Below are 22,547 nucleotides of genomic sequence, written 5' to 3'. Positions count from 1 at the left end.
GCGCCACCTTTTGGCGCGTCGCTTACAGATAAGTACCTGACTTCAAAATCAGGACCGCCCGGTCTCTGACCACCCGTCAGCTGTGCCTGCGGTGACACTCTTCCCGGACTCGCCACAGCCCTGTTCCCACAAGTGCTACCGATTTGCTCACACGCAACGGGGCAGAGCGCCAGACGCCATTGATGGCACTTATAACCCCTACTCCCTGCGCGTCATATATAGACACATTCCGACGTCGTTTTTAGGAGTTATTGAACGCGCATTCAAATTTAGGCATGGCAATTGCTCTGTCATTACAAAGCCCGTCTCCCACGCGAGAACGATGGCAATAACAAGAGCCTCCGCCTGAGGCCATCACCCGCTTTGTGTGAGGAGATACCGCGATGACGACGTTCAACTCCGGGGCCCAACCCCAGAACCGTGCGCCTCAATCCATCGGCTTTCTGCTGCTGGACAATTTCACGCTGATTTCCCTGGCGTCCGCAGTCGAACCGCTGCGCATGGCCAACCAGTTGTCAGGCCGTGAGCTGTATCGCTGGACCACCCTCACCGTCGATGGCGGTCAAGTCTGGGCCAGTGACGGTCTGCAAATCACGCCTGATGCCTCCATGCACAAAGCGCCTCCCATGGACACCGTGATTGTCTGCGGTGGTATCGGTATTCAACGCACTGTTACCCGCGAACACGTGTCATGGCTGCAGAGCCAGGCGCGACAGTCCCGTCGCCTGGGTGCGGTCTGCACCGGCAGCTGGGCCCTGGCGTGTGCCGGCCTGCTGGACGGTTTCGATTGCAGTGTGCACTGGGAGTGCCTGGCGGCGATGCAGGAGGCGTTTCCACGGGTGGCCATGAGTACCCGCCTGTTCACCCTCGACCGTAACCGCTTCACCAGTTCTGGCGGCACCGCGCCGCTGGACATGATGCTGCACCTGATCAGCCGCGATCACGGGCGCGAGCTGTCGGCCGCGATCTCGGAAATGTTCGTCTACGAGCGCATCCGCAACGAACAGGATCACCAGCGCGTACCGCTCAAGCACATGCTCGGCACCAATCAGCCGAAGTTGCAGGAAATCGTCGCGCTGATGGAAGCCAACCTCGAAGAACCGATCGACCTCGATGAGCTGGCGGTTTACGTTGCCGTGTCCCGTCGTCAGCTGGAGCGGCTGTTCCAGAAGTACCTGCACTGCTCGCCATCGCGTTACTACCTGAAACTGCGCTTGATTCGCGCGCGGCAACTGCTCAAGCAGACACCAATGTCGATCATCGAAGTGGCGTCGGTCTGTGGCTTCGTGTCCACGCCGCACTTTTCCAAGTGCTACCGCGAATACTTCGGCATTCCGCCGCGTGACGAACGCGTCGGTTCCAACACCACGCAGCAGGTGGCAATGATGCCGCTGCCACAGGCCCTGGTGCTGTCGCCGTTGTCCGGGCCGTTGTCGGCGTTGAGTCAGGCGCGCAATGAGTCGACGTTTGCCAGCGTAAGGCTCTAGACCGAGTCGCCTTCATTCGCGAGCAAGCCCGCTCCCACATGGGATCTGCGAACGACGCAGATCCCATGTGGGAGCGGGCTCGCTCGCGAAGGCGTATTAACGGGCGGTGTGGCTCTGTTGATATTCCGCCAACGCGGGCAACAACTGCTTATCAATGGCTTGGCGCACCGCCGGCAGGATCGTCGCGCTGCTGGTGTACATCTGCTTGACCATGGTGCGCAGCACGATGGCCCGCTCATCGTTCAAACCCCGCACGGCACACTCGCAAGCCTGCTGGGCGGTGGCGCCGGTCGGCACTTGGAAGCCCAATGACTTGAGCTGGCCCAACAGGTCTTCCTGGTCTATCAAATCGGCGTGCATCATGACGCTAATCCTTCTTCTGGGAATGATGTCGTGGTTCGATTCTGGTAGTGGCACGCAGTGGCGGCAAGGGCGATTTGTCGTGATGGCAGCATTGACTATGAACAGGTCGTTTTCGTGCTATTTCCCTGCGCTGAGAGTCGGCACACTGGACCCAGCTTGCTTCACGAGGGTTTGGTCACCTTCCCACGGCAGCTCCTCAACAGTACCCTCTGCCTCGATCCTGTCACGGCTTGATCGGGGCTTTTTTTTGCCTGTGAATCAACACGAAATGTAGTGTCGGGACTGACGCCTTCGCGAGCAAGCCCGCTCCCACATTGGATCGGCGTCGTTCAAAGATCCAATGTGGGAGGGGCTTGCTCGCGAAGAACGATGACGCGGTTTAGCGTTGTAACACGAGGATGCGCGATAACAACTCATCCCGATCTACATAACACCCCTGGAAATGCCGGGCGCCAGTGGCAGGATCAAACGCATTGCGCGCATGCAGGGTACGGCGGTTGTCGAAGCACCAGAGCTCGCCGGGATTAAGCCTTTGCATCAACCTGAATCGGGGCTCGCGAGTCATCGCAATGAAGCGGCGATAGGCGCGATACAGCTTGGGCATCTGCTCCACCGACGCATCGAACGGCCCTCGCAAAAAGTTCGCCATGCGAATCTCCGACACCTGCCCCAACGCGTCCAGGGCGATGATCGGCGCGAGGCAACGGTAGTCGCTGTGGCGGTCCTTGTTGCGAAACTCCACGGGGGTCTCGCACAGGCTCCTGAAGGCTTCCGGGTCCTCCAGGCGCAAGGCGTCGGCGATGGCAAAACCGTCGACGAAAATGCTCTCGCCCCCTTCGGCATCGTTGACCAGGCAATGCAGGAATTGCAGCCCCGGTTGCAACTCCCGGGTCGGCAAATCGCTGTGCAGTGGCAGGTTGAAAGCGGTGTAGGCGTTGCTGTCAGCATCGGCCTTGGATTGCACGTTGAACAGCACGCCGAAATTGCTCTCGCGGATGAATGAAATGCGCTGGGCCATCAGCTTCAGCGAGCCGGGCTCGGTGGGGACGCCGCGCACCTGGGTCAGGCCGGTGTCGCGCACGGCCAGCAGCCATTGCAACAGCGCCTGGTTGTCGTTCATCAGCGCTTGGTATTCGAACACCGGCAACTGCAAATCACTGTGCCAAAGCCTGGCTTTTGGCTTGCCGGCCAAGCGCTCGGCGCGCGATTCGTCATCATAGGCGTGGGCCCGCAACCAGCCAGGGTCGAAGCGGCTGAGATGGCCATCCTGCCATTGGATGCTCAGGCACCCTTCGGCATTGATGCTGGTTTCGACAGGCATCAGGCTTTCTGGCACATCGACGATTTCCAGCACCTGTTCGCGAGTCACCGTGTAGACGCATGACGGGCACGGGCAATTGTCCCGCAGCCAGGGGTGGTGGAAGGGGCTGGCGCGGTGGTCAGCCCACTTGACCAGGACATGATCGGCCATGGTCTGCACGCCTGCCAGCGCGCTGATCAATGGATAAGTACGGAAGTCGGCAAAAGCGGCGGCGGTGTTCATGCGATCTCCTTGTTATTTTTTTGCCGGTAATGCAATCACTCGGCCGATGTAGGCGGGAGCGGGCAGGTCGGTCTGTTCGGCGACGATGGCCTGCAGTTTGCCCAGGGTTTCTTCGCTGAATGGCGTGGAGCGTGGCCCGGCGAGGTCGACGTGCAGCAGCATCTGCTCGTTGCCCGCCAGCTCCTTGTCGTCGCCCACCAGATGCATGCTGTGATAGAGGTGCAGGCGCTTGGCGTCATGGGCGATGATCTGCGTGTGTACTTCGACCTCGGCGTCGAGCTTCACTTCATGCAGGTAATTGAGGTGCAGCTCCAGGGTGAACAGTGAGTTGCCGCTGGCTTCGCGGTTGTTGCTGTCCATGCCGAGGCGGTCCATCAGGGCGTCGGTGGCGTAGCTGAAGATCAGCAGGTAGAAGGCATCGCGCAGGTGGCCGTTGTAGTCGACCCAGTCGGGGATGATTTTGGTCTGGTAGGTGGTGAGGGTGGGCATGATTCCGGTTCCAATGTTGGTGGTGACTGGACCGCCGCTTTCGCGAGCAGGCTCGCTCCCACAAGGACGGCGCAAGCCTGTGGGAGCGAGCCTGCTCGCGAAGGGGCCAGACCTGCGGGGCTCATTATTCGGCAAATGCCATCCCATGCTTCTCTTTGGTGGTCTTCACCGCTTCCAGCACGGCCAGCAGACAGTCATCACGATAGCGCTCCAGCGCCGAAATGCTGTGTTTGCCCAGTTGATCGCTGGTGCCGTCCACCACATCGTCGATCAACTTGTCGGTCAGCTCAGGTGCTGGCAGATAGGTCCACGGCAACTGCAATGCCGGGCCGAACTGCGCCATGAAATGGCGCATACCGGCATCACCGCCGGCCAGCGTGTAGGTCAGGAACGTGCCCATGAACGACCAGCGCAGACCCGCGCCAAAACGGATCGCGTCGTCGATTTCGCCGGTCGTTGCCACACCGTCGTTGACCAGGTGCAGCGCCTCGCGCCACAACGCTTCGAGCAGGCGGTCAGCGATGAATCCCGGCACTTCCTTGCGTACGTGCAGCGGGCGCATGCCAAGGGATTCGTAGACTTTCATCGCTGCTCGCACGGCTTCGGGGGCGGTGTTCTTGCCGCCGACGACTTCCACCAGTGGCAACAGGTAAACCGGGTTGAACGGGTGCCCGACAACGCAGCGTTCCGGGTGGGTCGAGCTCTCGTAGAACTCGCTGGGCAACAGGCCGGAGGTGCTGGAGCCGATCAAGGCATTTGGCTTGGCCGCCGCACTGATCTTGCTGTGCAGTTCCAGTTTCAGTTCAAGGCGTTCAGGGGCGCTTTCCTGGATGAAATCGGCATCGCGCACGCACTCTTCGATGGTCGCGACAAAACGCAGGCGATCCTGCGAGGCGCCGGGTGCCAGGCCTTGTTTTTCCAGCGCGCCCCAGGCATTGGCGACGCGTTTGCGCAGGGCGGCCTCGGCACCCGGCGCCGGATCCCAAGCCACTACGTCCAGGCCATGGGCGAGGGCGCGGGACACCCAGCCGCTGCCGATGACACCACTGCCCAGCGCTGCGAAGGTTTTGATTTCGGTAATGAAGGTCATGGCAACTTCCTGAAGATTTCGGTGATCCACTGTAGGAGCCGGCTTGCCGGCGAAGGCGATTTCAGCACCGCAGAAAATGCGGCGGATGTACCGGCCTCTTCGCCGGCACGCCGGCGCCTACAGGGGTTGGGTGTAAGTGCAATCAACCGCGCTGGGTCAGGCCCATTTTCTTGCGGCCTTCAGCCGGGGTCAGGACGCGGGCACCGAGGCGGCTGAGGATTTCACCGGCGCGCTCGACCAGCTGGCCGTTGGTCGCCAGTACGCCCTTGTCCAGCCACAGGTTGTCTTCCAGCCCGACCCGCACGTTGCCACCCAGCAGCACGGCTTGTGCGGCCATCGGCATTTGCATGCGGCCGATGCCGAAACCGGCCCAGACCGCGTCGGCCGGCAGGTTGTCGACCATGGCTTTCATGGTGGTGGTGTCGGCCGGCGCGCCCCACGGGATGCCCAGGCACAGTTGGAACAGCGGGTTGTCGAGCAGGCCTTCCTTGATCAATTGCTTGGCGAACCACAGGTGACCGGTGTCGAAAATCTCCAGCTCGGCCTTCACGCCCAGCTCCTGGATGCGTTTGGCGCCAGCACGCAGCTGCGCCGGGGTGGAAACATAAATGGTGTCGCCATCGCCGAAGTTCAGCGTCCCGCAATCGAGGGTGCAGATTTCCGGCAGCAGTTCTTCGACATGGGCCAGGCGGGTCAGCGGGCCGATCAGGTCGGTATTCGGGCCGAACTCCATCGGCTTCTCACCTGGGCCGATTTCCAGGTCGCCGCCCATGCCAGCGGTAAGGTTGACAATGATGTCGACGTCGGCCTCGCGAATGCGCTCCATCACTTCGCGGTACAACGCCACGTCGCGGCTGAACTTGCCGGTTTCAGGGTCGCGGACATGGCAGTGAACCACGGTGGCGCCGGCCTTGGCGGCTTCCACGGCGGCAGCGGCAATTTGTTTCGGGGTGACCGGCACGTGTGGGCTCTTGGCGGTCGTGTCGCCAGCACCGGTGAGTGCGCAGGTGATGATGACGTCGTGGTTCATGAGGCGGTTCCTTACAGGCGTGATGAGTCGGTTCGCAGCCCTGTCGGGCTGCGAAGCGGTGTTCAGGTCAGGTTTATTTGCTGGTCAGCTTGAGGTTTTCAGCCGCCGGCTTGCCATCGAAGGTGGTCACGCCTTCGAGCCAGCGCTGTTTGTCTTGCGGGTGATCTTTCAGCCACTGTTTGGCCGACTCGAAGGCGTCCTTGTGATCCAGCAGCGGCTGCATCATCCGGCTCTCGTCTTCGGCGGTGAATGTCAGGTTGCTCAGCAGGCGACCGACGTTCGGGCACTGTTCGGCGTATTTCGGCGCAGTGACGGTCCAGACCGTGGCCATGCCTTCGTTCGGGCCGAGGGCGTCGTCGCTGCCGGTGAGGTACGTCATCTGCACGTTGACGTTCATCGGGTGCGGCGCCCAGCCGAAGAACACCACGGCTTCCTTGCGGCGCACGGCGCGATCCACGGCGGCGAGCATGCCGGCCTCGCTGGACTCCACCAGCTGGAACTTGCCGAGGCCAAACTGGTTCTTGGCGATCATCGCCTTGATCTGGGTGTTGGCGCCTGAACCTGGTTCGATGCCGTAGATCTTGCCGCCCAGTTCTTTTTCGAACTTGGCGATGTCGGCGAAGGTTTTCAGGCCCTTGTCGGCAAGATAGGTCGGAACGGCGAGGGTGGCACGGGCGTCTTGCAGGTTTGGCGCTTCAAGCACCTTGACCTGATTGGCGTCGACGAATGGGGTGATGGTCTGGGTCATCAGCGGGTTCCAGTAACCCAGGAACAGGTCCAGGCGCTGATCGCGGATCCCGGCGAAAATGATTTGCTGGGAGGCGCTGGTTTGTTTGGTGTTGTAGCCGAGGCCGTCGAGCAATACCTGGGTCATCGCACTGGTGGCGATCACGTCGGTCCAGTTCACCACGCCCATGCGCACGTTCTGGCATGAGGCGGGTTCCGCGGCCATGACGCTGGCACTCAGCAAAGCGGTACCACTGAGTGCAAGAACACAGCTGCTGATCAGTCGTTTCATTCTCAGGTTCCTCGGCAGTTTCATTATTGTGGGTCCGGTCGTCTTTGTGCGCCGGTGATGACACGTTACGCAGCAAATCAGCCATGAAAGCGCACTGCGGCGACCAGCACTTGCACTGCGGCGACCTGTGCTCTTGAATGGCTGTTGCAAGTGGCGTATCAACGTCCTCACGCTACCCGTCCATCGAGAGCGCCATGTCCCAGGATTTCTACTTCTTGTTGATGCCGGGTTTCTCGGCCATCGGATTTATCTCGGCCATCGAGCCGTTGCGGGTGGCCAATCGCTTTCGTGGCGAGCTGTATCGTTGGCATGTGTTGAGCGCCGATGGCGGGGCGGTGCTGGCCAGCAACGGCATGTCGGTCAACGCCGACGCGGCGCTGGAGCCGCTGAAGAAGGGCGCGACATTACTGGTAGTCGCTGGCTTCGAACCGCTGAAATTTGCCACCCCGGTGCTGGAGCACTGGCTGCGTCGGCTGGACATTGAAGGCGTGACCCTCGGCGCCATCGACACCGGCAGTTTTATCCTCGCCGAAGCCGGCCTGCTCGACGGCCATCGCCTGACCCTGCACTGGGAAGCCATTGACGCCTTCAAGGAGTCTTATCCGCAGCTCAGCGTCACCCAGGAGTTGTTCGAGATCGACCGTCGGCGCATCACTTCTGCTGGCGGCACCGCCTCCATCGATTTAATGCTGGATCTGATCGCCCAGGCCCACGGTCCCGAACTGGCGATCCAGGTCAGCGAACAATTCGTGCTCGGCCGCATCCGCCCGCGCAAGGACCACCAGCGCATGGAAGTCGCTACGCGTTATGGCATCAGTAACAAGAAGCTCGTTCATGTGATCGGTGAGATGGAGCAGCACAGCGAACCGCCGCTGAGTACGCTGGAATTGGCGGAATCGATCAAGGTGACGCGCAGGCAACTCGAACGATTGTTCCGCCTGCATTTGAATGACACACCGAGCAATTTCTATCTGCGATTAAGGCTGGAAAAGGCCCGGCAGTTGCTGCGGCAAACGGACATGAGTGTGCTGGAAGTGAGTATCGCCTGCGGGTTTGAATCGCCGTCGTATTTCACCCGCAGTTATCGGGCGAAGTTTGAGCGCTGCCCGCGGGAAGATCGGCGTACCGCAAAAGCCTAGACACCTTGGAACCCTGTGGGAGCGGGCTTGCTCGCGAAAGCGGTGTGTCATCAACAATGATGGCGACTGACACTGCGCCTTCGCGAGCAAGCCCGCTCCCACATTTTGATCTGTTTTCGCTTTTACTTCTTCACCAACGCCGTACACGCCGCCTTGTAAGCCTCATGCTGATACTTGTTCAGCGTCGCCGGTGGCTCAAAACCGTGCTTCTTGGCCTGGGCATTGATCGTCTGCGGCGACAACAGCGTCACCTCACAATTCTCCAGCAACTGGAAAACCCCTTCGATCTTGAACGTCGTCGGCCCACCCGCAAACTCACCTTTCTTGCTGCGCTTCTTGATCGCAATGCGATCAATCGAATTCTCCCGCACAAAAGACGCAACCTGAGCGGCGAACACTTTGACGTTGGCGGCTTCGTCGTCATCGTCGAGGGCGATTTTCTTGGTTGCGAGCGCCAAATGGCCCGGTGCCGAGCCTTCGAGGGTTGCCACGGCAATGATCGCTTCGCTGCCTTTGATTTCGATGCCGCAGACTTTCATGTTGAATCCCTTTTCTGGCTGAAGGCGTGAAGCTTACAGCTCAAGTTCAATAGCAGTCGTCACTCCTGCCCGATCGACTCCAAAAACTCCGACCGCTCATCGCTCATCCGCGCCACGCAATCGTTCTGCGCAATAGTGAACGCCTTGCTGCCGGCGGCGGCCGGGAAGGCTTCGATGGCGCAGTCGGCGTCGCGGGTTTTCAGCCATTGTTGTTGCGCGGCCTTGATTCGGGCGGTGATGTCGGCCAGTTGCGACGGGTTCTTGCCGTAGAGCGACTGCATGCGCTCGGCCAGGCTCTTGTAGTTCTCGCCCAGCAAGTCTTCGGCAGTGGTTTTGTTGAAGGCCGAGCACTCCAGGGTCTGGATGTCGTTTTCGACCTTGTCGCAGGGGGTGTCTTCGGACTCTTCGGCGGCGTGTACGCCGGTCGCCATCAGTGCCAATGCCAGGAAGATGAATTTCATGTGCGTTGCCGCTCCCATCCAGTGAAGCATCAAGTGATGCGGCGAATTCTGGCCCAAGCGGAAGGCCTTGAACAGGTCGGCAATTGTGCCTTGCGACGACCCTTTGTCGCGGATTGACGCTTTCGGCAATTCCCCTGTCGTTTTTGCACCCGGCTGTCCCGTCCCTCAGGCATATGCTGGCCCCAAAGCGCCGGCAGACGATTCGGCGCATGAATCGCCAACAAGGGGACAGCCTGATGAGCCCAGCCGAATTGCACGCCGACAGCATCGTTATCGACGGGCTGATCATTGCCAAGTGGAACCGTGAGCTGTTCGAAGACATGCGCAAGGGCGGTCTGACCGCCGCCAACTGCACCGTGTCGGTGTGGGAAGGCTTCCAGGCCACTGTCAACAACATCGCCGCCAGCCAGAAACTGATCCGCGAAAACAGCGACCTGGTGATTCCGGTGCGCACCACCGCCGACATCCGCAAGGCCAAGGAGCAGGGCAAGACCGGCATCCTCTTCGGCTTCCAGAACGCCCACGCCTTTGAAGATCAGATTGGCTACGTCGAGGTGTTCAAGCAGCTCGGCGTCGGTATCGTGCAGATGTGCTACAACACCCAGAACCTGGTGGGCACCGGTTGCTACGAGCGTGACGGCGGTCTCTCGGGCTTCGGTCGCGAAATCGTCGCCGAGATGAATCGCGTTGGCGTGATGTGCGACCTGTCCCACGTCGGCTCCAAGACTTCCGAAGAAGTCATCCTCGAGTCGAAGAAGCCGGTCTGCTACTCCCACTGCCTGCCGTCGGGCCTGAAGATCCACCCGCGCAACAAGTCCGATGAAGAGCTCAAGTTCATCGCCGACCACGGCGGTTTCGTCGGCGTGACCATGTTCGCGCCGTTCCTGGCCAAGGGCATCGATTCGACCATCGACGACTACGCCGAAGCCATCGAATACACCATGAACATCGTCGGCGAAGACGCCATCGGCATCGGCACCGACTTCACCCAGGGTCATGGCCAGGACTTCTTCGAATACCTGACCCACGACAAGGGCTACGCCCGCCGCCTGACCAGCTTCGGCAAGATCATCAACCCGCTGGGCATCCGCACCGTCGGCGAGTTCCCGAACCTCACCGAAACCCTGCTCAAGCGCGGCCATTCCGAGCGCGTGGTGCGCAAGATCATGGGCGAGAACTGGGTCAACGTTTTGAAAGACGTCTGGGGCGAATAAGCCGCCGCACTTCTGAATCCTTACCTGCGGCCATTCGCGCCGCAGGCAACACCAAAATTTTTCTGGAGTTAAGTTTCCATGGCCAAGATCGCCCCGCAATTGCCTATCGAAGTCGACAGCGAAACCGGTGTCTGGACGTCCGACGCCCTGCCGATGCTGTACGTGCCGCGTCATTTCTTCGTCAACAACCACATGGGCATCGAGGAAGTGCTGGGCGCCGACGCCTATGCCGAGATCCTCTACAAGGCCGGCTACAAGTCCGCCTGGCACTGGTGTGAAAAAGAAGCCGAATGCCACGGCCTGGAAGGCGTCGCGGTGTTCGAGCACTACATGAAGCGCCTGTCGCAGCGGGGTTGGGGCCTGTTCAAGATCCAGGACATCGACCTCGACAAAGGCACCGCCAGCGTCAAGCTCGAGCACTCCGCTTTTGTCTACGTGTACGGCAAGGTCGGGCGCAAGGTCGACTACATGTTCACCGGCTGGTTCGCCGGGGCCATGGATCAGATCCTGGCCGCTCGCGGCAGCAAGATCCGCACCGTGGCCGAGCAAGTCTACGGTGGCTCCGAAGAGGGCCACGAAGACGGCTTGTTCATCGTCAAGCCGTTGTAAGTCGAGGATCCCGCCATGGCTTTCGAAGCAATGTTCCAGCCGATCCAGATCGGCAAACTGACCATCCGCAACCGCGTGCTCAGCACCGCGCACGCCGAGGTCTATGCCACCGACGGCGGCATGACCACCGACCGGTACGTCAAGTATTACGAAGAGAAGGCCAAGGGCGGGATCGGCCTGGCGATCTGCGGCGGTTCGTCCGTCGTGGCCATCGACAGCCCGCAGGAATGGTGGAGTTCGGTGAACCTGTCCACCGACCGCATCATTCCGCACTTCCAGAATCTGGCCGACGCCATGCACAAGCACGGCGCCAAGATCATGATCCAGATTACCCACATGGGCCGGCGTTCGCGCTGGGACGGCTTCAACTGGCCGACCCTGATGTCGCCATCGGGCGTGCGCGAGCCGGTGCACCGTGCTACTTGCAAGACCATCGAGCCGGAAGAAATCTGGCGGGTGATCGGCAACTACGCGCAGGCCGCGCGCCGCGCCAAGGCCGGGGGCCTGGACGGTGTCGAGCTGTCGGCCGTGCACCAGCACATGATCGACCAGTTCTGGAGCCCGCGGGTCAACAAGCGTACCGACGAATGGGGCGGCACCTTTGAAGGCCGCATGAAATTCGGCCTGGAAGTGTTGAAAGCCGTGCGCGCCGAGGTCGGTGACGATTTCTGTGTGGGCATGCGCATCTGCGGTGACGAGTTCCACCCGGATGGCCTGTCCCATGAGGACATGAAACAGATCGCCAAGTATTACGACGACACTGGCATGCTCGATTTCCTCGGCGTCGTGGGCTCGGGTTGCGACACCCACAACACCCTGGCCAACGTTATCCCCAACATGAGTTATCCACCGGAGCCGTTCCTGCACCTGGCTGCCGGCATCAAGGAAGTGGTCAAGGTTCCGGTGCTGCACGCGCAGAACATCAAGGACCCGAACCAGGCCACGCGGATTCTGGAGGGCGGTTACGTCGACATGGTCGGCATGACCCGCGCGCACATTGCCGACCCGCACCTGATCGCCAAGATCAAGATGGGCCAGATCGACCAGATCAAGCAGTGCGTCGGCGCCAACTACTGCATCGACCGTCAGTACCAGGGACTGGATGTGCTGTGCATCCAGAACGCGGCGACCTCCCGTGAATACATGGGCCTGCCGCACATCATCGAGAAAACCACCGGCGTTAAACGCAAGGTGGTGGTGGTCGGCGCCGGTCCTGCCGGGATGGAAGCCGCCCGTGTGGCCGCCGAGCGTGGCCACGACGTCACGCTGTTCGAGAAGAAAGAGTTCATTGGCGGGCAGATCACGACTGCTTCGAAAGCGCCGCAACGGGACCAGATCGCCGGTATCACCCGCTGGTACCAGCTGGAGCTGGCACGGTTGAAAGTCGACCTGCGCCTGGGCACCGCGGCAGATGCGCCGACCATCATGGACCTGCGTCCGGACGTGGTGGTGCTGGCTGTCGGCGGTCACCCGTTCATCGAGCAGAACGAACACTGGGGCGCGGCTGAAGGCCTGGTGGTCAGCAGCTGGGACATCCTCGACGGCAAGGTTGCGCCTGCCAAGAACGTTCTGGTCTACGACACCATCTGCGAGTTCACCGGCATGTCCACCGCCGACTTCCTCGCCGACAAGGGCAGCCAGGTCGAGATCGTCACCGACGACATCAAGCCGGGCGTGGCCATCGGCGGTACGTCGTTCCCGACCTACTACCGCAGCATGTACCCCAAAGAAGTGATCATGACCGGCGACATGATGCTGGAGAAGGTCTACCGCGAAGGCGACAAGCTGGTGGCGGTGCTGGAAAACGAATACACCGGCGCCAAAGAGGAGCGGGTGGTGGATCAGGTGGTGATCGAGAACGGCGTGCGTCCGGACGAGGAAATCTACTACGCGATGAAGGAAGGCTCGCGCAACAAGGGCCAGATCGACGTCGAAGCCTTGTTCGCGATCAAGCCGCAACCTTGCCTTGCACAGAGCGGCGACGGTTACCTGCTGTTCCGCATCGGCGACTGCGTGGCCCAGCGTAACGTGCATGCCGCCATCTATGACGCACTGCGGTTGTGCAAGGATTTCTAAGAGCTTGTTGATAACCCTGTGGGAGCGAGCCTGCTCGCGAATGCAATCTGTCAGCCGCCATTGATGTCGACTGACCCACCGCTTTCGCGAGCAGGCTCGCTCCCACAGGAATCGGGCAAGGCATCCAGGTAGTTTGGCCTGCAAGACCCTGCGGTCTTTGGGAGCTCCACCATGTTGAACACCCTTCTTCCAATCCTGTTGTTCGCCGCCCTGGGCCTCGCGGTCCTGGGCGCGTTGCGGCGGGTAGCCATGTGGCGCCGGGGCCGGGCCTCGAAGGTCGACCTGATCGGCGGCCTGTTCGCCATGCCCAAGCGCTACATGGTCGACCTGCACCACGTGGTGGCGCGGGACAAATACATCGCCAACACCCACGTCGCCACGGCCGGCGGTGCGGTGGCGTCTGTCGTGCTGGCGATACTGGTGCACGGTTTCGGCCTGCATAACCGCTTCCTCGGCTATGCGCTGCTGCTAATGTCGGCAGTGATGTTCGTCGGCGCGATCTTCGTTTACCTGCGTCGGCGCAACCCGCCTGCGCGCCTGTCGAAAGGCCCCTGGATGCGCCTGCCGAAAAGCCTGCTGGCATTCTCGGTGTCGTTCTTCCTGGTGACCCTGCCGGTGGCCGGGATCCTCCCGGAAAATTTCGGCGGTTGGCTGCTAGCGGTGATCCTCGGTATCGGTGTGTTGTGGGGCGTGTCCGAGTTGTTCCTCGGCATGACCTGGGGTGGGCCGATGAAGCACGCCTTCGCCGGTGCCCTGCACCTGGCCTGGCACCGTCGCGCCGAGCGCTTTGGCGGCGGTCGTTCCACCGGCTTGAAACCGCTGGACCTGAACGACCCGAGCGCACCGCTGGGCGTGGAAAAACCCAAGGATTTCACCTGGAACCAGCTGCTCGGCTTCGACGCCTGCGTGCAGTGCGGTAAATGCGAGGCCGCGTGCCCGGCGTTCGCCGCCGGCCAGCCGCTGAACCCGAAAAAACTGATCCAGGACATGGTTGTCGGCCTGGCTGGTGGCACTGATGCCAAGTTCGCCGGCAGCCCGTATCCGGGCAAACCGATTGGCGAGCACGCTGGCAATCCGCATCAACCGATCGTCAACGGTCTGGTGGATGCCGAAACCCTGTGGTCGTGCACCACCTGCCGCGCCTGCGTCGAAGAGTGCCCGATGATGATCGAGCACGTCGATGCCATCGTCGACATGCGTCGGCATCTGACCCTGGAAAAAGGCGCCACGCCAAACAAGGGCGCCGAAGTCCTGGAAAACCTGATCGCCACCGACAACCCGGGCGGTTTCGCCCCCGGCGGACGGATGAACTGGGCGGCAGACCTGAACCTCAATCTGCTCAGCGAAAAGAAATCCACCGACGTGCTGTTCTGGGTTGGCGACGGCGCCTTCGACATGCGCAACCAGCGCACTCTGCGCGCCTTCGTCAAAGTGCTGAAAGCGGCGAAAATCGACTTCGCCGTGCTCGGCCTCGAAGAGCGCGACAGCGGCGACGTGGCCCGGCGCCTGGGTGACGAGGCAACCTTCCAGTTGCTGGCCAAACGCAACATCCAGACCCTGGCCAAGTACAGCTTCAACCGTATCGTCACCTGCGATCCGCACAGCTTCCACGTGCTGAAAAACGAATACGGCGCGTTCGATGGCAACTACCTGGTGCAGCACCACAGCACCTACATGGCAGAAATCATCGGCGCCGGCGCGCTGAGCCTCGGTCAACACAAGGGCGACAGCGTGACTTATCACGACCCATGCTACCTCGGCCGTTACAACGGCGAATACGAGGCACCGCGCCAGGTCCTGCGCGCGCTCGGCATCGAAGTGAAAGAGATGCAACGCTCCGGTTTCCGTTCGCGCTGCTGCGGCGGTGGCGGCGGCGCGCCGATCACTGACATTCCAGGCAAGCAGCGTATCCCCGACATGCGCATGGAAGACATCCGCGAGACGGGCGCCGAACTGGTGGCCGTGGGCTGCCCGCAGTGCACCGCGATGCTGGAAGGCGTGGTAGAGCCGCGCCCCTTGATCAAGGACATTGCCGAACTGGTGGCCGACGCGTTGCTTGAAGACCAGGCACCGAGCAAGCCGGCCACACCAGCCCAACGTGAACCTGCGGAGGTGCATTGATGAGCGACATTATCCGCCGCGACCCCCGGGCCGAATGGATCGCCCGCAACCGCCTGCATCCGCTGCACGCGGCCATGCAACCGGCGCAGCACAGCTGGATGGGGCCTAACGGCATCATCCGCAAGAACCCCCACGGCATCGGCTTCATCGGCCCCAACGGGATCAAGCGCATCGACCGCAGCGGCGCCCAGCAAGGCGGCGCGACCAAGCGTACCGCCGCCGTCGAAGTGCAATTGCCGCTGCATCAGGTGCCTGCACCGGCCTTCTACATCAGCGTGGTGCCGGACATGGTCGGTGGCCGCTTGAGCAGCCACGACCGCGACTTGCTCGGCCTGGCTCATCAATTGGCCGGCAAGGACGGCGCGGTATTGGCCGTGGTCTTTGGCGAACACAAAGAAAATGCCTTCGCCACGGCTGGCGTCGATCGCCTGCTGGTGCTCGAAGGCGAGCAATTCAGTGGTTATGCACCGGAACAACGGGTCCAGGGTCTGCGGGCTGTGGATAACCAGTTCAGCCCCCGTCACTGGTTGCTTCCGGACAGTCGCACCGGTGGTGGCGAACTGGGTCGGCGCTTCGCCGCCGCCTTGGGCGAACGCCCGGCTACGCGGGTCTGGCAGGTCAAGGACCAGGAATGCATCGGCCGTGCTGGCGCCGGGTTGCAAGACCTGGCGCGACCGCTCGCACGCTTGATTCTGGCCGCTGTGGAATGCGCTGAGCCGGTCAGCGAAACCCGTCACGAAGCCTTGCCGGTAGAGTTATCCACAGCCGTCGTCCGCAGTCTCTCGCGCATCGAGGATCTGGGGGCGGTGGCGGTGGACCCGGCGGCGATACCGATGGCCGAAGCGGAATTCATCTTCTCCGGCGGCAACGGGGTCAAGGATTGGGGACTTTTCCACAGGACCGCCGAAGCCTTGGGCGCCACCGAAGGCGCGTCCCGGGTAGCGGTGGACGACGGTTTCATGGCGCGCGATCGTCAGGTCGGCGCGTCCGGTACCTGGGTCACCGCACGGGTCTACGTGGCGGTGGGGATCTCCGGGGCGATCCAGCACCTGCAAGGCATCGGTGCCTGCGACAAGGTGGTGGCGATCAACCTCGACCCGGGCTGCGACATGATCAAACGGGCCGACCTGTCGGTGATCGGCGAGAGCGCCGAGATTCTTCAAGCCTTGATCGCGGCGGTAGAGGCTTACCGCAACGACGCCAAGCGCGATGCGGCTTAAGGGAAGGAAAGGGTTATGAGCACGAAAATCATCAGCCTGGTGTCCATCGGCGCCCACCCGACTTCCGGTCGACCACGACGTGCGGAACAGGATGCGCGGGCGGTGGAACTGGGTTTGCAACTGGCTGGGGATAACTTGCAGGTGCTGCATGCCGGCGATGTCGCCGAGCCTGCATTGCGCGCGTATCTGGGCATGGGCCTTGAGCAACTGCACGTACTGGAACAACCGGAGGGCGCCGATGCGCTGCCGGCGTTGACCGCGTATTTACGTGATGCCGGCGCTCAAGTCGTTTTGACCGGCAGCCAGGCGGAAACCGGTGAGGGCTCGGGCATGTTGCCGTTCCTGCTGGCCGAAAGCCTTGGCTGGCCGCTGGTGGTGGGGCTCGCGCAGGTCGAGTCGATCGATGCAGGCTCGGCGCTGGTATTGCAGGCGTTGCCCCGCGGCCAGCGTCGTCGCTTGAAAGTTCGTCTGCCGTTCCTGGCGACTGTGGATAACGCCGCACCCAAGCCTCGGCAGAGCGCCTACGGCCCGGCCCGACGCGGGGTCTTGCAGGCCGCGGACGTGGAGATCGTCGACGATGAACTACTGGCGGTCGCCACCCTGCAACCGGCCAAGCCACGACCCAAACGCTTGAAGGTGATCAAGGCCAAGAGTGGTGCCGACCGCATGAAAGCCGCGACGGCCAAGGCCAGCGGTGGGGGTGGGCAGGTGTTGAAGGGCGTTACGGCTCAGGCGGGGGCTGAAGCGATTCTCAAATTGCTGATCGAAGAGGGCGTGGTGCGGTGACATTGAACTTCAAGCTGCAGCACCCGGAAAAATAACGTTCCCTCCGGCGCGTTGCTGCGCCATAAGCGCCCACGTTGAAACGGGCGCCCAATGATTGGTGGAGTTCCCATAAATGGCGGTTGAGTTTCGTTCGGCAGTGCGCGCGGATGCGCGAGAAATTGCGCGTTTGTTCCAGATTTCCTCGGAGGGGGCTGCGGATTACATCTGGAGCCAGATAGCGGAGCCTGGCCAGGATCTGTTGGACGTTGGAGCCCAGCGTTACGCCCGCGACGATGTGGACTTCTCCTGGCAGAACTGCCTGATCGCGCAAGCGAATGGGCAAGTCATCGGCATGCTGCACAGCTACGCGATGCGTCACGATCCGTTCGCGGCGCCGGTGACCGACCCGGTGCTGGCGCCGTACGCCACTATGGAAATCCCCGACACCCTGTATATTTCCAGCCTGGCGCTGCATGAGGGCTGGCGCAACCAGGGGCTGGGCAAGCAGTTTCTTGCGTACGCCTACGACCGCGCCAACCGGCTCGGGCTCAATGGCCTGAGCCTGATCGATTACGCCGCGAACACCGGCGCCCGGCGCTTCTATGAGCGCCACGGCTTTCGCATCGTCGATACCTGCCAAATCACGCCGCATCCGATGATTCGGGTTACGGGTGAAGCCTATCTGATGTATCGGCCCTAGCGGGTTCGGTGGCAGGCGACCCTAGCAGAACTGATAGTGTTGCCTTTAATGGCGGTTTGTTAGGGTACCGATCAGTTGGTACCCGCTTTCTCGAACCGGGCCTTTCAATGCCAGGTATCACCCCGCGGGTTATCAGGTCTCATCAAGGACGCTACTGATGCCCGTCGCCCGCAACGCCCAACCTCTAAAACCCTCCGTGACAGATATTCGGTCCCCTCGAACCCTGCTGCTCGCCAGCGACCTGCAGCAAAGCGTGCTGGCCGAACTGGACCGCAGCGGACCGAACCCCTTCGCGTATTCCCCCTATGGCCTGCAAAGCGGCCTGAGACGGAGTGAGACGCACCTGGGGTTCAACGGACAGTTCAAGGAAGGGGCTACGGGTTGGTATCACCTGGGCAATGGCCATCGGGTCTATAACCCGGGGTTGATGCGGTTTCACAGTCCGGATCGGTTGAGTCCGTTTGGGAGGGGCGGGGTGAATGCCTATGTCTATTGCGCGGGAGATCCGGTCAACTTCACAGATCCCACAGGAGAATATGGGCAAGTCATTGCCAGAACCATCCAGCTGTGGGCCACCACCGCGTTGCATGCCGGGATAGTGACGACCAATCTCGTGGGAGCGAAAGCGGTCGGCTGGATGCTGCACGCTGCGCGGCTGAGTACCGTGGCATCAAGCACTGCTATGGTCGGTACGGTTGGCCAGTTAGCGGGATTACCTGCTGCTGTTTATGTTTCTAACGCTGCTACGACAGTGTCTGCGGTAGCAACCATGGTTCGATACGTTCCGGCGATAGTGAATGGTCTACGTGGACGAACGCTGTGGACGACCGTTAGAAATAACGTCCGAAACCTCGTCAAGGGAACGGCATTTCCAACTCCGCCGAAGTTACCCGCTGCTGTCCCTGCGCATGCGCAGGCTTCCGATACGGTTGTCATTCCAATGCGAAGGATTGAAAGTGCTCAGGCGCAGGGTGATCCAGTTACCTCTGGCCTTTCCATCAGACAAGCCGGGACACCCGATTTGAAACGCAGGAAGTCCTTTTAGCACTGCTGCACTTATCCCCTGAATTCCATGAAGGGGAAGCGCTGAGGGGGTTACCCACAATCCCTGTTAGCGTTTCTGTGGATAACATGTTCGCGCCTCGTTGCAACCCTTGCAAACCGTGCCCTGCAGTCGGATGGCTAAAAAACAACCAGTCTAACCTGTGGTTTTTTATGGTGTTTTCCTGGGGGAAAGGCTGTTGATTGATCAGCACTTGCCCCCAATCTCTGTTGGCGCTTCTGTGGATAAGATGTTCGCTTAACGCTGTAGGCCTTTAGATTCATGTCTTTCAGGCTGTTGGTTGAAAAATGATCAAATCGCCTTTATTCACCCACTAACCGCCCACAAAGCTAGAAATATCGCGGCTTTCAGCGGTTTTCCACAGCGCGCTCGAAGTTGCCCCCAATCTCTGTTGGCGCATCTGTGGATAAGGTGTTCGCGAACCTCTGCAGGCCAGGCGCAGTGCGGCTTTCGAGTCTTAGATCAAAAAATGATCAGTGGCTACGAGAAACGCTGGATTTGGATAAGTCACGGATTTTCTTTGCTTTGTGTGGAAAAAATCTGCGCATTTCCACAGTTGTCCCCATTTGCTGTGGGTGGAGGTGTGGATAACTTGTTCGCGGAAGGCTGAGAGGCGCGCGTTGCATAGCTCCGAACGAAATAGATCATATTTCGTACAGTTCTAAAAAATGTGGAATATCGCGGGGAAAGGATTCGGTGTTTGGGAGAACGCCATCGCGAGCAGGCTCGCTCCCACAGGGGATTTGTGAACGACACAATGCCAATGTGGGAGCGAGCCTGCTCGCGATGCTTTAGACCTTGATCAGCCTTGAACAGGAACCCCTTTGAGATACGGCGCAGGCTCAGCCCCGAGGTTGCTCAGCAGGCGCTCGCTGTACCAATCCACAAAATTCACCACACCAAACTCATAGGTCTTGGAGTAAGGCCCTGGTTGGTACGCAGTGGAGTTGATCCCGCGCTGGTTCTCTTCAGCCAGGCGACGGTCCTGGTCGTTGGTGGCGTCCCAGACCTGGCGCATGCGCTCCACGTCGTAGTCCACACCCTCAACGGCATCCTTGTGGACGATCCACTTGGTGGTGACCATGGTTTCCTGGGCGCTGATCGGCCACACGGTGAACACGATGATGTGGTCGCCCATGCAGTGGTTCCACGAGTGCGGCAGGTGCAGGATGCGCATCGAGCCCAGGTCGGGGTTCTTGATGCGACCCATGAGCTTGGCGCAGCCCTGTTTGCCGTCCAGGGTCATCGACACGGTGCCCTTGAGCAGCGGCATGCGCACGATGCGGTTACGCAGGCCGAAGCTGGCGTGGGCGTAAGGGATCTTTTCGGCTTCCCAGGCAGCAGCAGAAGCGGCCACGTGATCCTTGAACGCCTGGTCGGCCCGTGGGTCGGTGACGTCGTCCCATTCCAGCAGGGTTTTCAGCAGTTCCGGGTGCGACGCGTTGCAGTGGTAGCACTCGCGGTTGTTTTCCAGCACCAGTTTCCAGTTGGCTTTTTCCATCAAGGTGGTGGTGATTGCCACCTTGGTGTTTTCCATGTCGTACGGTTCCATGTAATGGCTGAGCGTCGAGAGGAAGTCATCGATGGCCGGTGGATTCTCCGCCAGGCTGATGAAGATGTAGCCGCCAGCGGTCTTCACGTTCACCGGTTTCAGGCCGTATTGCTTCATGTCGAAATCGGCGCCCATTTCAGTGCCGGCGAACAGCAGGCGACCGTCGAGTTCGTAGGTCCACTGGTGATAGTGGCAAACCAGCTTGGCGACCTTGCCTTTTTCGCTGGTGCACAGGCGCGAGCCACGGTGGCGGCAGACGTTATGGAATGCGTGCACTACACCTTCCGCGCCACGAATCACGATGATCGGGTTCTTGCCAACTTGCAGGGTCAGGTAGTTGCCCTTGGCAGGGATTTCGCAGGTCATGCCGGCGATCAACCATTCTTTCTGAAAGATTTCCTGCATGTCGATATCAAACAGGCGCTCGTCAGAGTAGAACGGCTGTGGCAGCGAGAAGGTGCGCTCGCGCTCTTGCAGCATCTGCGCGGTGGCCTTGCGTGCGGGTTCCAGCGGATCGCCCAGGCTCAGGGTAGTAGTGACGTCCATCGTGTATTTCCTCAAGGCCATCTGCGTGGCCGCGAAAAGTGGCTGATCAGGTGTACTGCTGTGGGTAGCTACGCAAGGTGTAAAGAATGTGTCTTGGTATGGGGCGAGTGTGGGGCCGGCGCTGGCCAGAACCTTATCCATGGGCGACATGGTGCAATCTGTTCCCGACGCGCAAGCCCCGGTAGTTGGGGGCTGGTCGCGATAAGCATGTGAATGTCGCAGATAGGTAAATGGGTGTTTCGCGCTATACGCAGAATCGCCAACATGAAGGCCGACAGTCGGCCGTGGAGATCAGCATGTCCAACAGCTTCCTGAACCCGGTAACCACCCAGACCTGGGCCAATGGTCGGCACATCGTCCGTTGCGTCAAAGTCATCCAGGAAACCTGGGATGTGCGTACCTTCTGCTTCATGGCCGACCAGCCGATCCTGTTCTTCTTCAAGCCGGGGCAGTTTGTCACCCTGGAGCTGGAAATCGAAGGCCAGCCGATCATGCGTTCATACACCATTTCCAGCTCGCCGTCGGTACCGTACAGCTTTTCGGTGACCATCAAGCGTGTGCCGGGCGGCAAGGTGTCCAACTGGCTGCACGACACCTTGCACGAAGGCCAGGAGCTGGCGGTGCACGGGCCGGTCGGGTTGTTCAATGCCATGGATTTCACCGCGCCAAAGGTGCTTTACCTCAGCGGCGGTGTGGGTATCACGCCGGTCATGTCCATGGCACGCTGGTTCTACGACACCAACGGCAATGTCGACATGGTGTTTATCCACAGCGCCCGTTCGCCCAAGGACATCATTTACCACCGCGAGCTGGAACACATGGCGTCGCGGATCGATAACTTCAGCCTGCACCTGATCTGCGAGAAGCATGGCATGGGTGAGCCCTGGGCCGGTTATCGCGGTTACCTCAACCAGCGAATGCTTGAATTGATGGCGCCGGACTTCCTTGAGCGCGAAGTGTTCTGCTGCGGCCCGACACCGTACATGAATGCGGTCAAGCGTTTGCTGGAAGGCGCTGGCTTCGACATGTCGCGTTACCACGAGGAGTCCTTCGGCGCGACCCCTCCAGAGGCGCGTGCCGACGCAGTGGAACACGCCGAACAGGCGGCCGATGCACCGGAACTCGATGTGGCGGACCTGCATCAGGTGGAATTCGTCGCATCGGGGAAAAGCATTCGCATTGCGCCGGGCGAAACCGTTCACGCAGCGGCGGCGAAGGCGGGTTTGCTGATCCCGAAAGCCTGCGGCATGGGCATCTGCGGCACCTGCAAAGTATTGAAGCTGGGCGGCGAAGTGGAGATGGAACACAACGGCGGGATCACCGAGGAAGACGAAGCCGAAGGGTACATCCTGTCGTGCTGCAGTGTGCCGAAGGGGGATGTGCGGATCGAATTTTGACCCTGGTACTATCGACACATATTCAAGTGTGTTTAATAAGTGCTGTCAGTTACACAAGACACTCGCCCTGTCCCAATGATGAAAGGGGCAGGGCAAGCTTTTTAACTTAGCGCTTCTTCAGCGTT

The 22,547-nt window shown here is 60.7% G+C and carries 20 protein-coding genes; 11 read left to right on the top strand and 9 right to left on the bottom strand.

The annotated features are described in order from the left end of the window. Positions 1-383 precede the first annotated feature (383 nt). Positions 384-1,487, top strand: a complete 1,104-nt coding sequence (gene gbdR, locus BKX96_RS15890) for a choline metabolism transcriptional regulator GbdR (RefSeq protein WP_007975492.1) — start codon at positions 384-386, stop codon at positions 1,485-1,487. A gap of 96 nt (positions 1,488-1,583) precedes the next feature. On the opposite strand, the gene BKX96_RS15885 is transcribed toward gbdR, so the two are convergent. From BKX96_RS15885 to BKX96_RS15860, 6 genes are all read right to left on the bottom strand, one after another. After that, positions 1,584-1,850 carry a hypothetical protein gene (locus BKX96_RS15885; RefSeq protein WP_046818263.1) on the bottom strand — a complete coding sequence of 89 codons (267 nt, stop codon included), beginning with the start codon at positions 1,848-1,850 and terminating at the stop codon, positions 1,584-1,586. Between the two features lie 379 nt (positions 1,851-2,229). Further along, positions 2,230-3,393 (bottom strand): gamma-butyrobetaine dioxygenase, encoded by a 1,164-nt coding sequence (locus tag BKX96_RS15880; RefSeq protein WP_077184640.1) that lies wholly within the window; start codon positions 3,391-3,393, stop codon positions 2,230-2,232. Positions 3,394-3,405: 12 nt separating this feature from the next. Continuing rightward, positions 3,406-3,882 carry a thioesterase family protein gene (locus BKX96_RS15875; RefSeq protein ID WP_077184637.1) on the bottom strand — a complete coding sequence of 159 codons (477 nt, stop codon included), beginning with the start codon at positions 3,880-3,882 and terminating at the stop codon, positions 3,406-3,408. A 124-nt stretch (positions 3,883-4,006) separates the two neighbouring features. Next, complete coding sequence (locus BKX96_RS15870) at positions 4,007-4,972, bottom strand: L-carnitine dehydrogenase (RefSeq protein ID WP_077184635.1); 966 nt, start codon at positions 4,970-4,972, stop codon at positions 4,007-4,009. 142 nt (positions 4,973-5,114) lie between these two features. Then, positions 5,115-6,002: a 3-dehydrocarnitine:acetyl-CoA trimethylamine transferase CdhC gene (gene cdhC, locus BKX96_RS15865; protein WP_077184634.1), complete on the bottom strand. Its 888-nt coding sequence runs from the start codon at positions 6,000-6,002 to the stop codon at positions 5,115-5,117. Between the two features lie 73 nt (positions 6,003-6,075). Then, positions 6,076-7,020, bottom strand: a complete 945-nt coding sequence (locus tag BKX96_RS15860) for a choline ABC transporter substrate-binding protein (RefSeq protein WP_046818258.1) — start codon at positions 7,018-7,020, stop codon at positions 6,076-6,078. Between the two features lie 194 nt (positions 7,021-7,214). On the opposite strand from BKX96_RS15860, the gene BKX96_RS15855 reads away from it, so the two are divergent. Further along, a complete protein-coding gene (locus BKX96_RS15855) occupies positions 7,215-8,159 on the top strand; it encodes a GlxA family transcriptional regulator (RefSeq protein WP_046818257.1) in 945 nt (314 codons plus the stop codon). A 122-nt stretch (positions 8,160-8,281) separates the two neighbouring features. On the opposite strand, the gene BKX96_RS15850 is transcribed toward BKX96_RS15855, so the two are convergent. Together BKX96_RS15850 and BKX96_RS15845 are read right to left on the bottom strand one after the other, a co-directional pair. Then, positions 8,282-8,698: a DUF3010 family protein gene (locus BKX96_RS15850; RefSeq protein ID WP_046818256.1), complete on the bottom strand. Its 417-nt coding sequence runs from the start codon at positions 8,696-8,698 to the stop codon at positions 8,282-8,284. Positions 8,699-8,757: 59 nt separating this feature from the next. Next, positions 8,758-9,159 (bottom strand): lysozyme inhibitor LprI family protein, encoded by a 402-nt coding sequence (locus tag BKX96_RS15845; RefSeq protein ID WP_046818721.1) that lies wholly within the window; start codon positions 9,157-9,159, stop codon positions 8,758-8,760. 236 nt (positions 9,160-9,395) lie between these two features. Between BKX96_RS15845 and BKX96_RS15840 the strand changes: the two genes are divergently transcribed. From BKX96_RS15840 to BKX96_RS15805, 8 genes are all read left to right on the top strand, one after another. Next, complete coding sequence (locus BKX96_RS15840) at positions 9,396-10,373, top strand: dipeptidase (RefSeq protein WP_008033250.1); 978 nt, start codon at positions 9,396-9,398, stop codon at positions 10,371-10,373. Positions 10,374-10,451: 78 nt separating this feature from the next. Continuing rightward, positions 10,452-10,982 carry a 4-vinyl reductase gene (locus BKX96_RS15835; protein WP_046818255.1) on the top strand — a complete coding sequence of 177 codons (531 nt, stop codon included), beginning with the start codon at positions 10,452-10,454 and terminating at the stop codon, positions 10,980-10,982. A 15-nt stretch (positions 10,983-10,997) separates the two neighbouring features. After that, positions 10,998-13,058, top strand: a complete 2,061-nt coding sequence (dgcA, locus tag BKX96_RS15830; RefSeq protein WP_046818254.1) for a dimethylglycine demethylation protein DgcA — start codon at positions 10,998-11,000, stop codon at positions 13,056-13,058. 171 nt (positions 13,059-13,229) lie between these two features. Then, a complete protein-coding gene (gene dgcB / locus BKX96_RS15825; protein ID WP_077184631.1) occupies positions 13,230-15,179 on the top strand; it encodes a dimethylglycine demethylation protein DgcB in 1,950 nt (649 codons plus the stop codon). Further along, positions 15,179-16,399: an electron transfer flavoprotein subunit alpha gene (gene etfA / locus BKX96_RS15820; protein ID WP_046818252.1), complete on the top strand. Its 1,221-nt coding sequence runs from the start codon at positions 15,179-15,181 to the stop codon at positions 16,397-16,399. Before dgcB ends, etfA begins: the two co-directional genes overlap by 1 nt. A 15-nt stretch (positions 16,400-16,414) precedes the next feature. Then, positions 16,415-17,185 (top strand): electron transfer flavoprotein subunit beta, encoded by a 771-nt coding sequence (gene etfB, locus BKX96_RS15815; RefSeq protein ID WP_046818251.1) that lies wholly within the window; start codon positions 16,415-16,417, stop codon positions 17,183-17,185. Between the two features lie 112 nt (positions 17,186-17,297). After that, positions 17,298-17,864 carry a GNAT family N-acetyltransferase gene (locus BKX96_RS15810; protein ID WP_077184629.1) on the top strand — a complete coding sequence of 189 codons (567 nt, stop codon included), beginning with the start codon at positions 17,298-17,300 and terminating at the stop codon, positions 17,862-17,864. 157 nt (positions 17,865-18,021) lie between these two features. Beyond that, a complete protein-coding gene (locus tag BKX96_RS15805) occupies positions 18,022-18,909 on the top strand; it encodes an RHS repeat-associated core domain-containing protein (RefSeq protein WP_077184627.1) in 888 nt (295 codons plus the stop codon). Between the two features lie 820 nt (positions 18,910-19,729). Here BKX96_RS15805 and gbca read toward each other — a convergent pair. Continuing rightward, complete coding sequence (gbca, locus tag BKX96_RS15800; protein WP_046818249.1) at positions 19,730-21,025, bottom strand: glycine betaine monooxygenase oxygenase subunit; 1,296 nt, start codon at positions 21,023-21,025, stop codon at positions 19,730-19,732. A gap of 296 nt (positions 21,026-21,321) precedes the next feature. On the opposite strand from gbca, the gene gbcB reads away from it, so the two are divergent. Next, positions 21,322-22,422, top strand: a complete 1,101-nt coding sequence (gbcB, locus tag BKX96_RS15790) for a glycine betaine monooxygenase reductase subunit (RefSeq protein ID WP_046818719.1) — start codon at positions 21,322-21,324, stop codon at positions 22,420-22,422. Positions 22,423-22,547: the final 125 nt, after the last annotated feature.

Origin of the sequence: Pseudomonas putida (genome assembly GCF_001976065.1) — a bacterium.
GTDB lineage: Bacteria > Pseudomonadota > Gammaproteobacteria > Pseudomonadales > Pseudomonadaceae > Aquipseudomonas > Aquipseudomonas serbica.
Note: the sequence above shows the minus strand (reverse complement) of the source record. Positions and strands in the feature narration are given on the sequence as shown.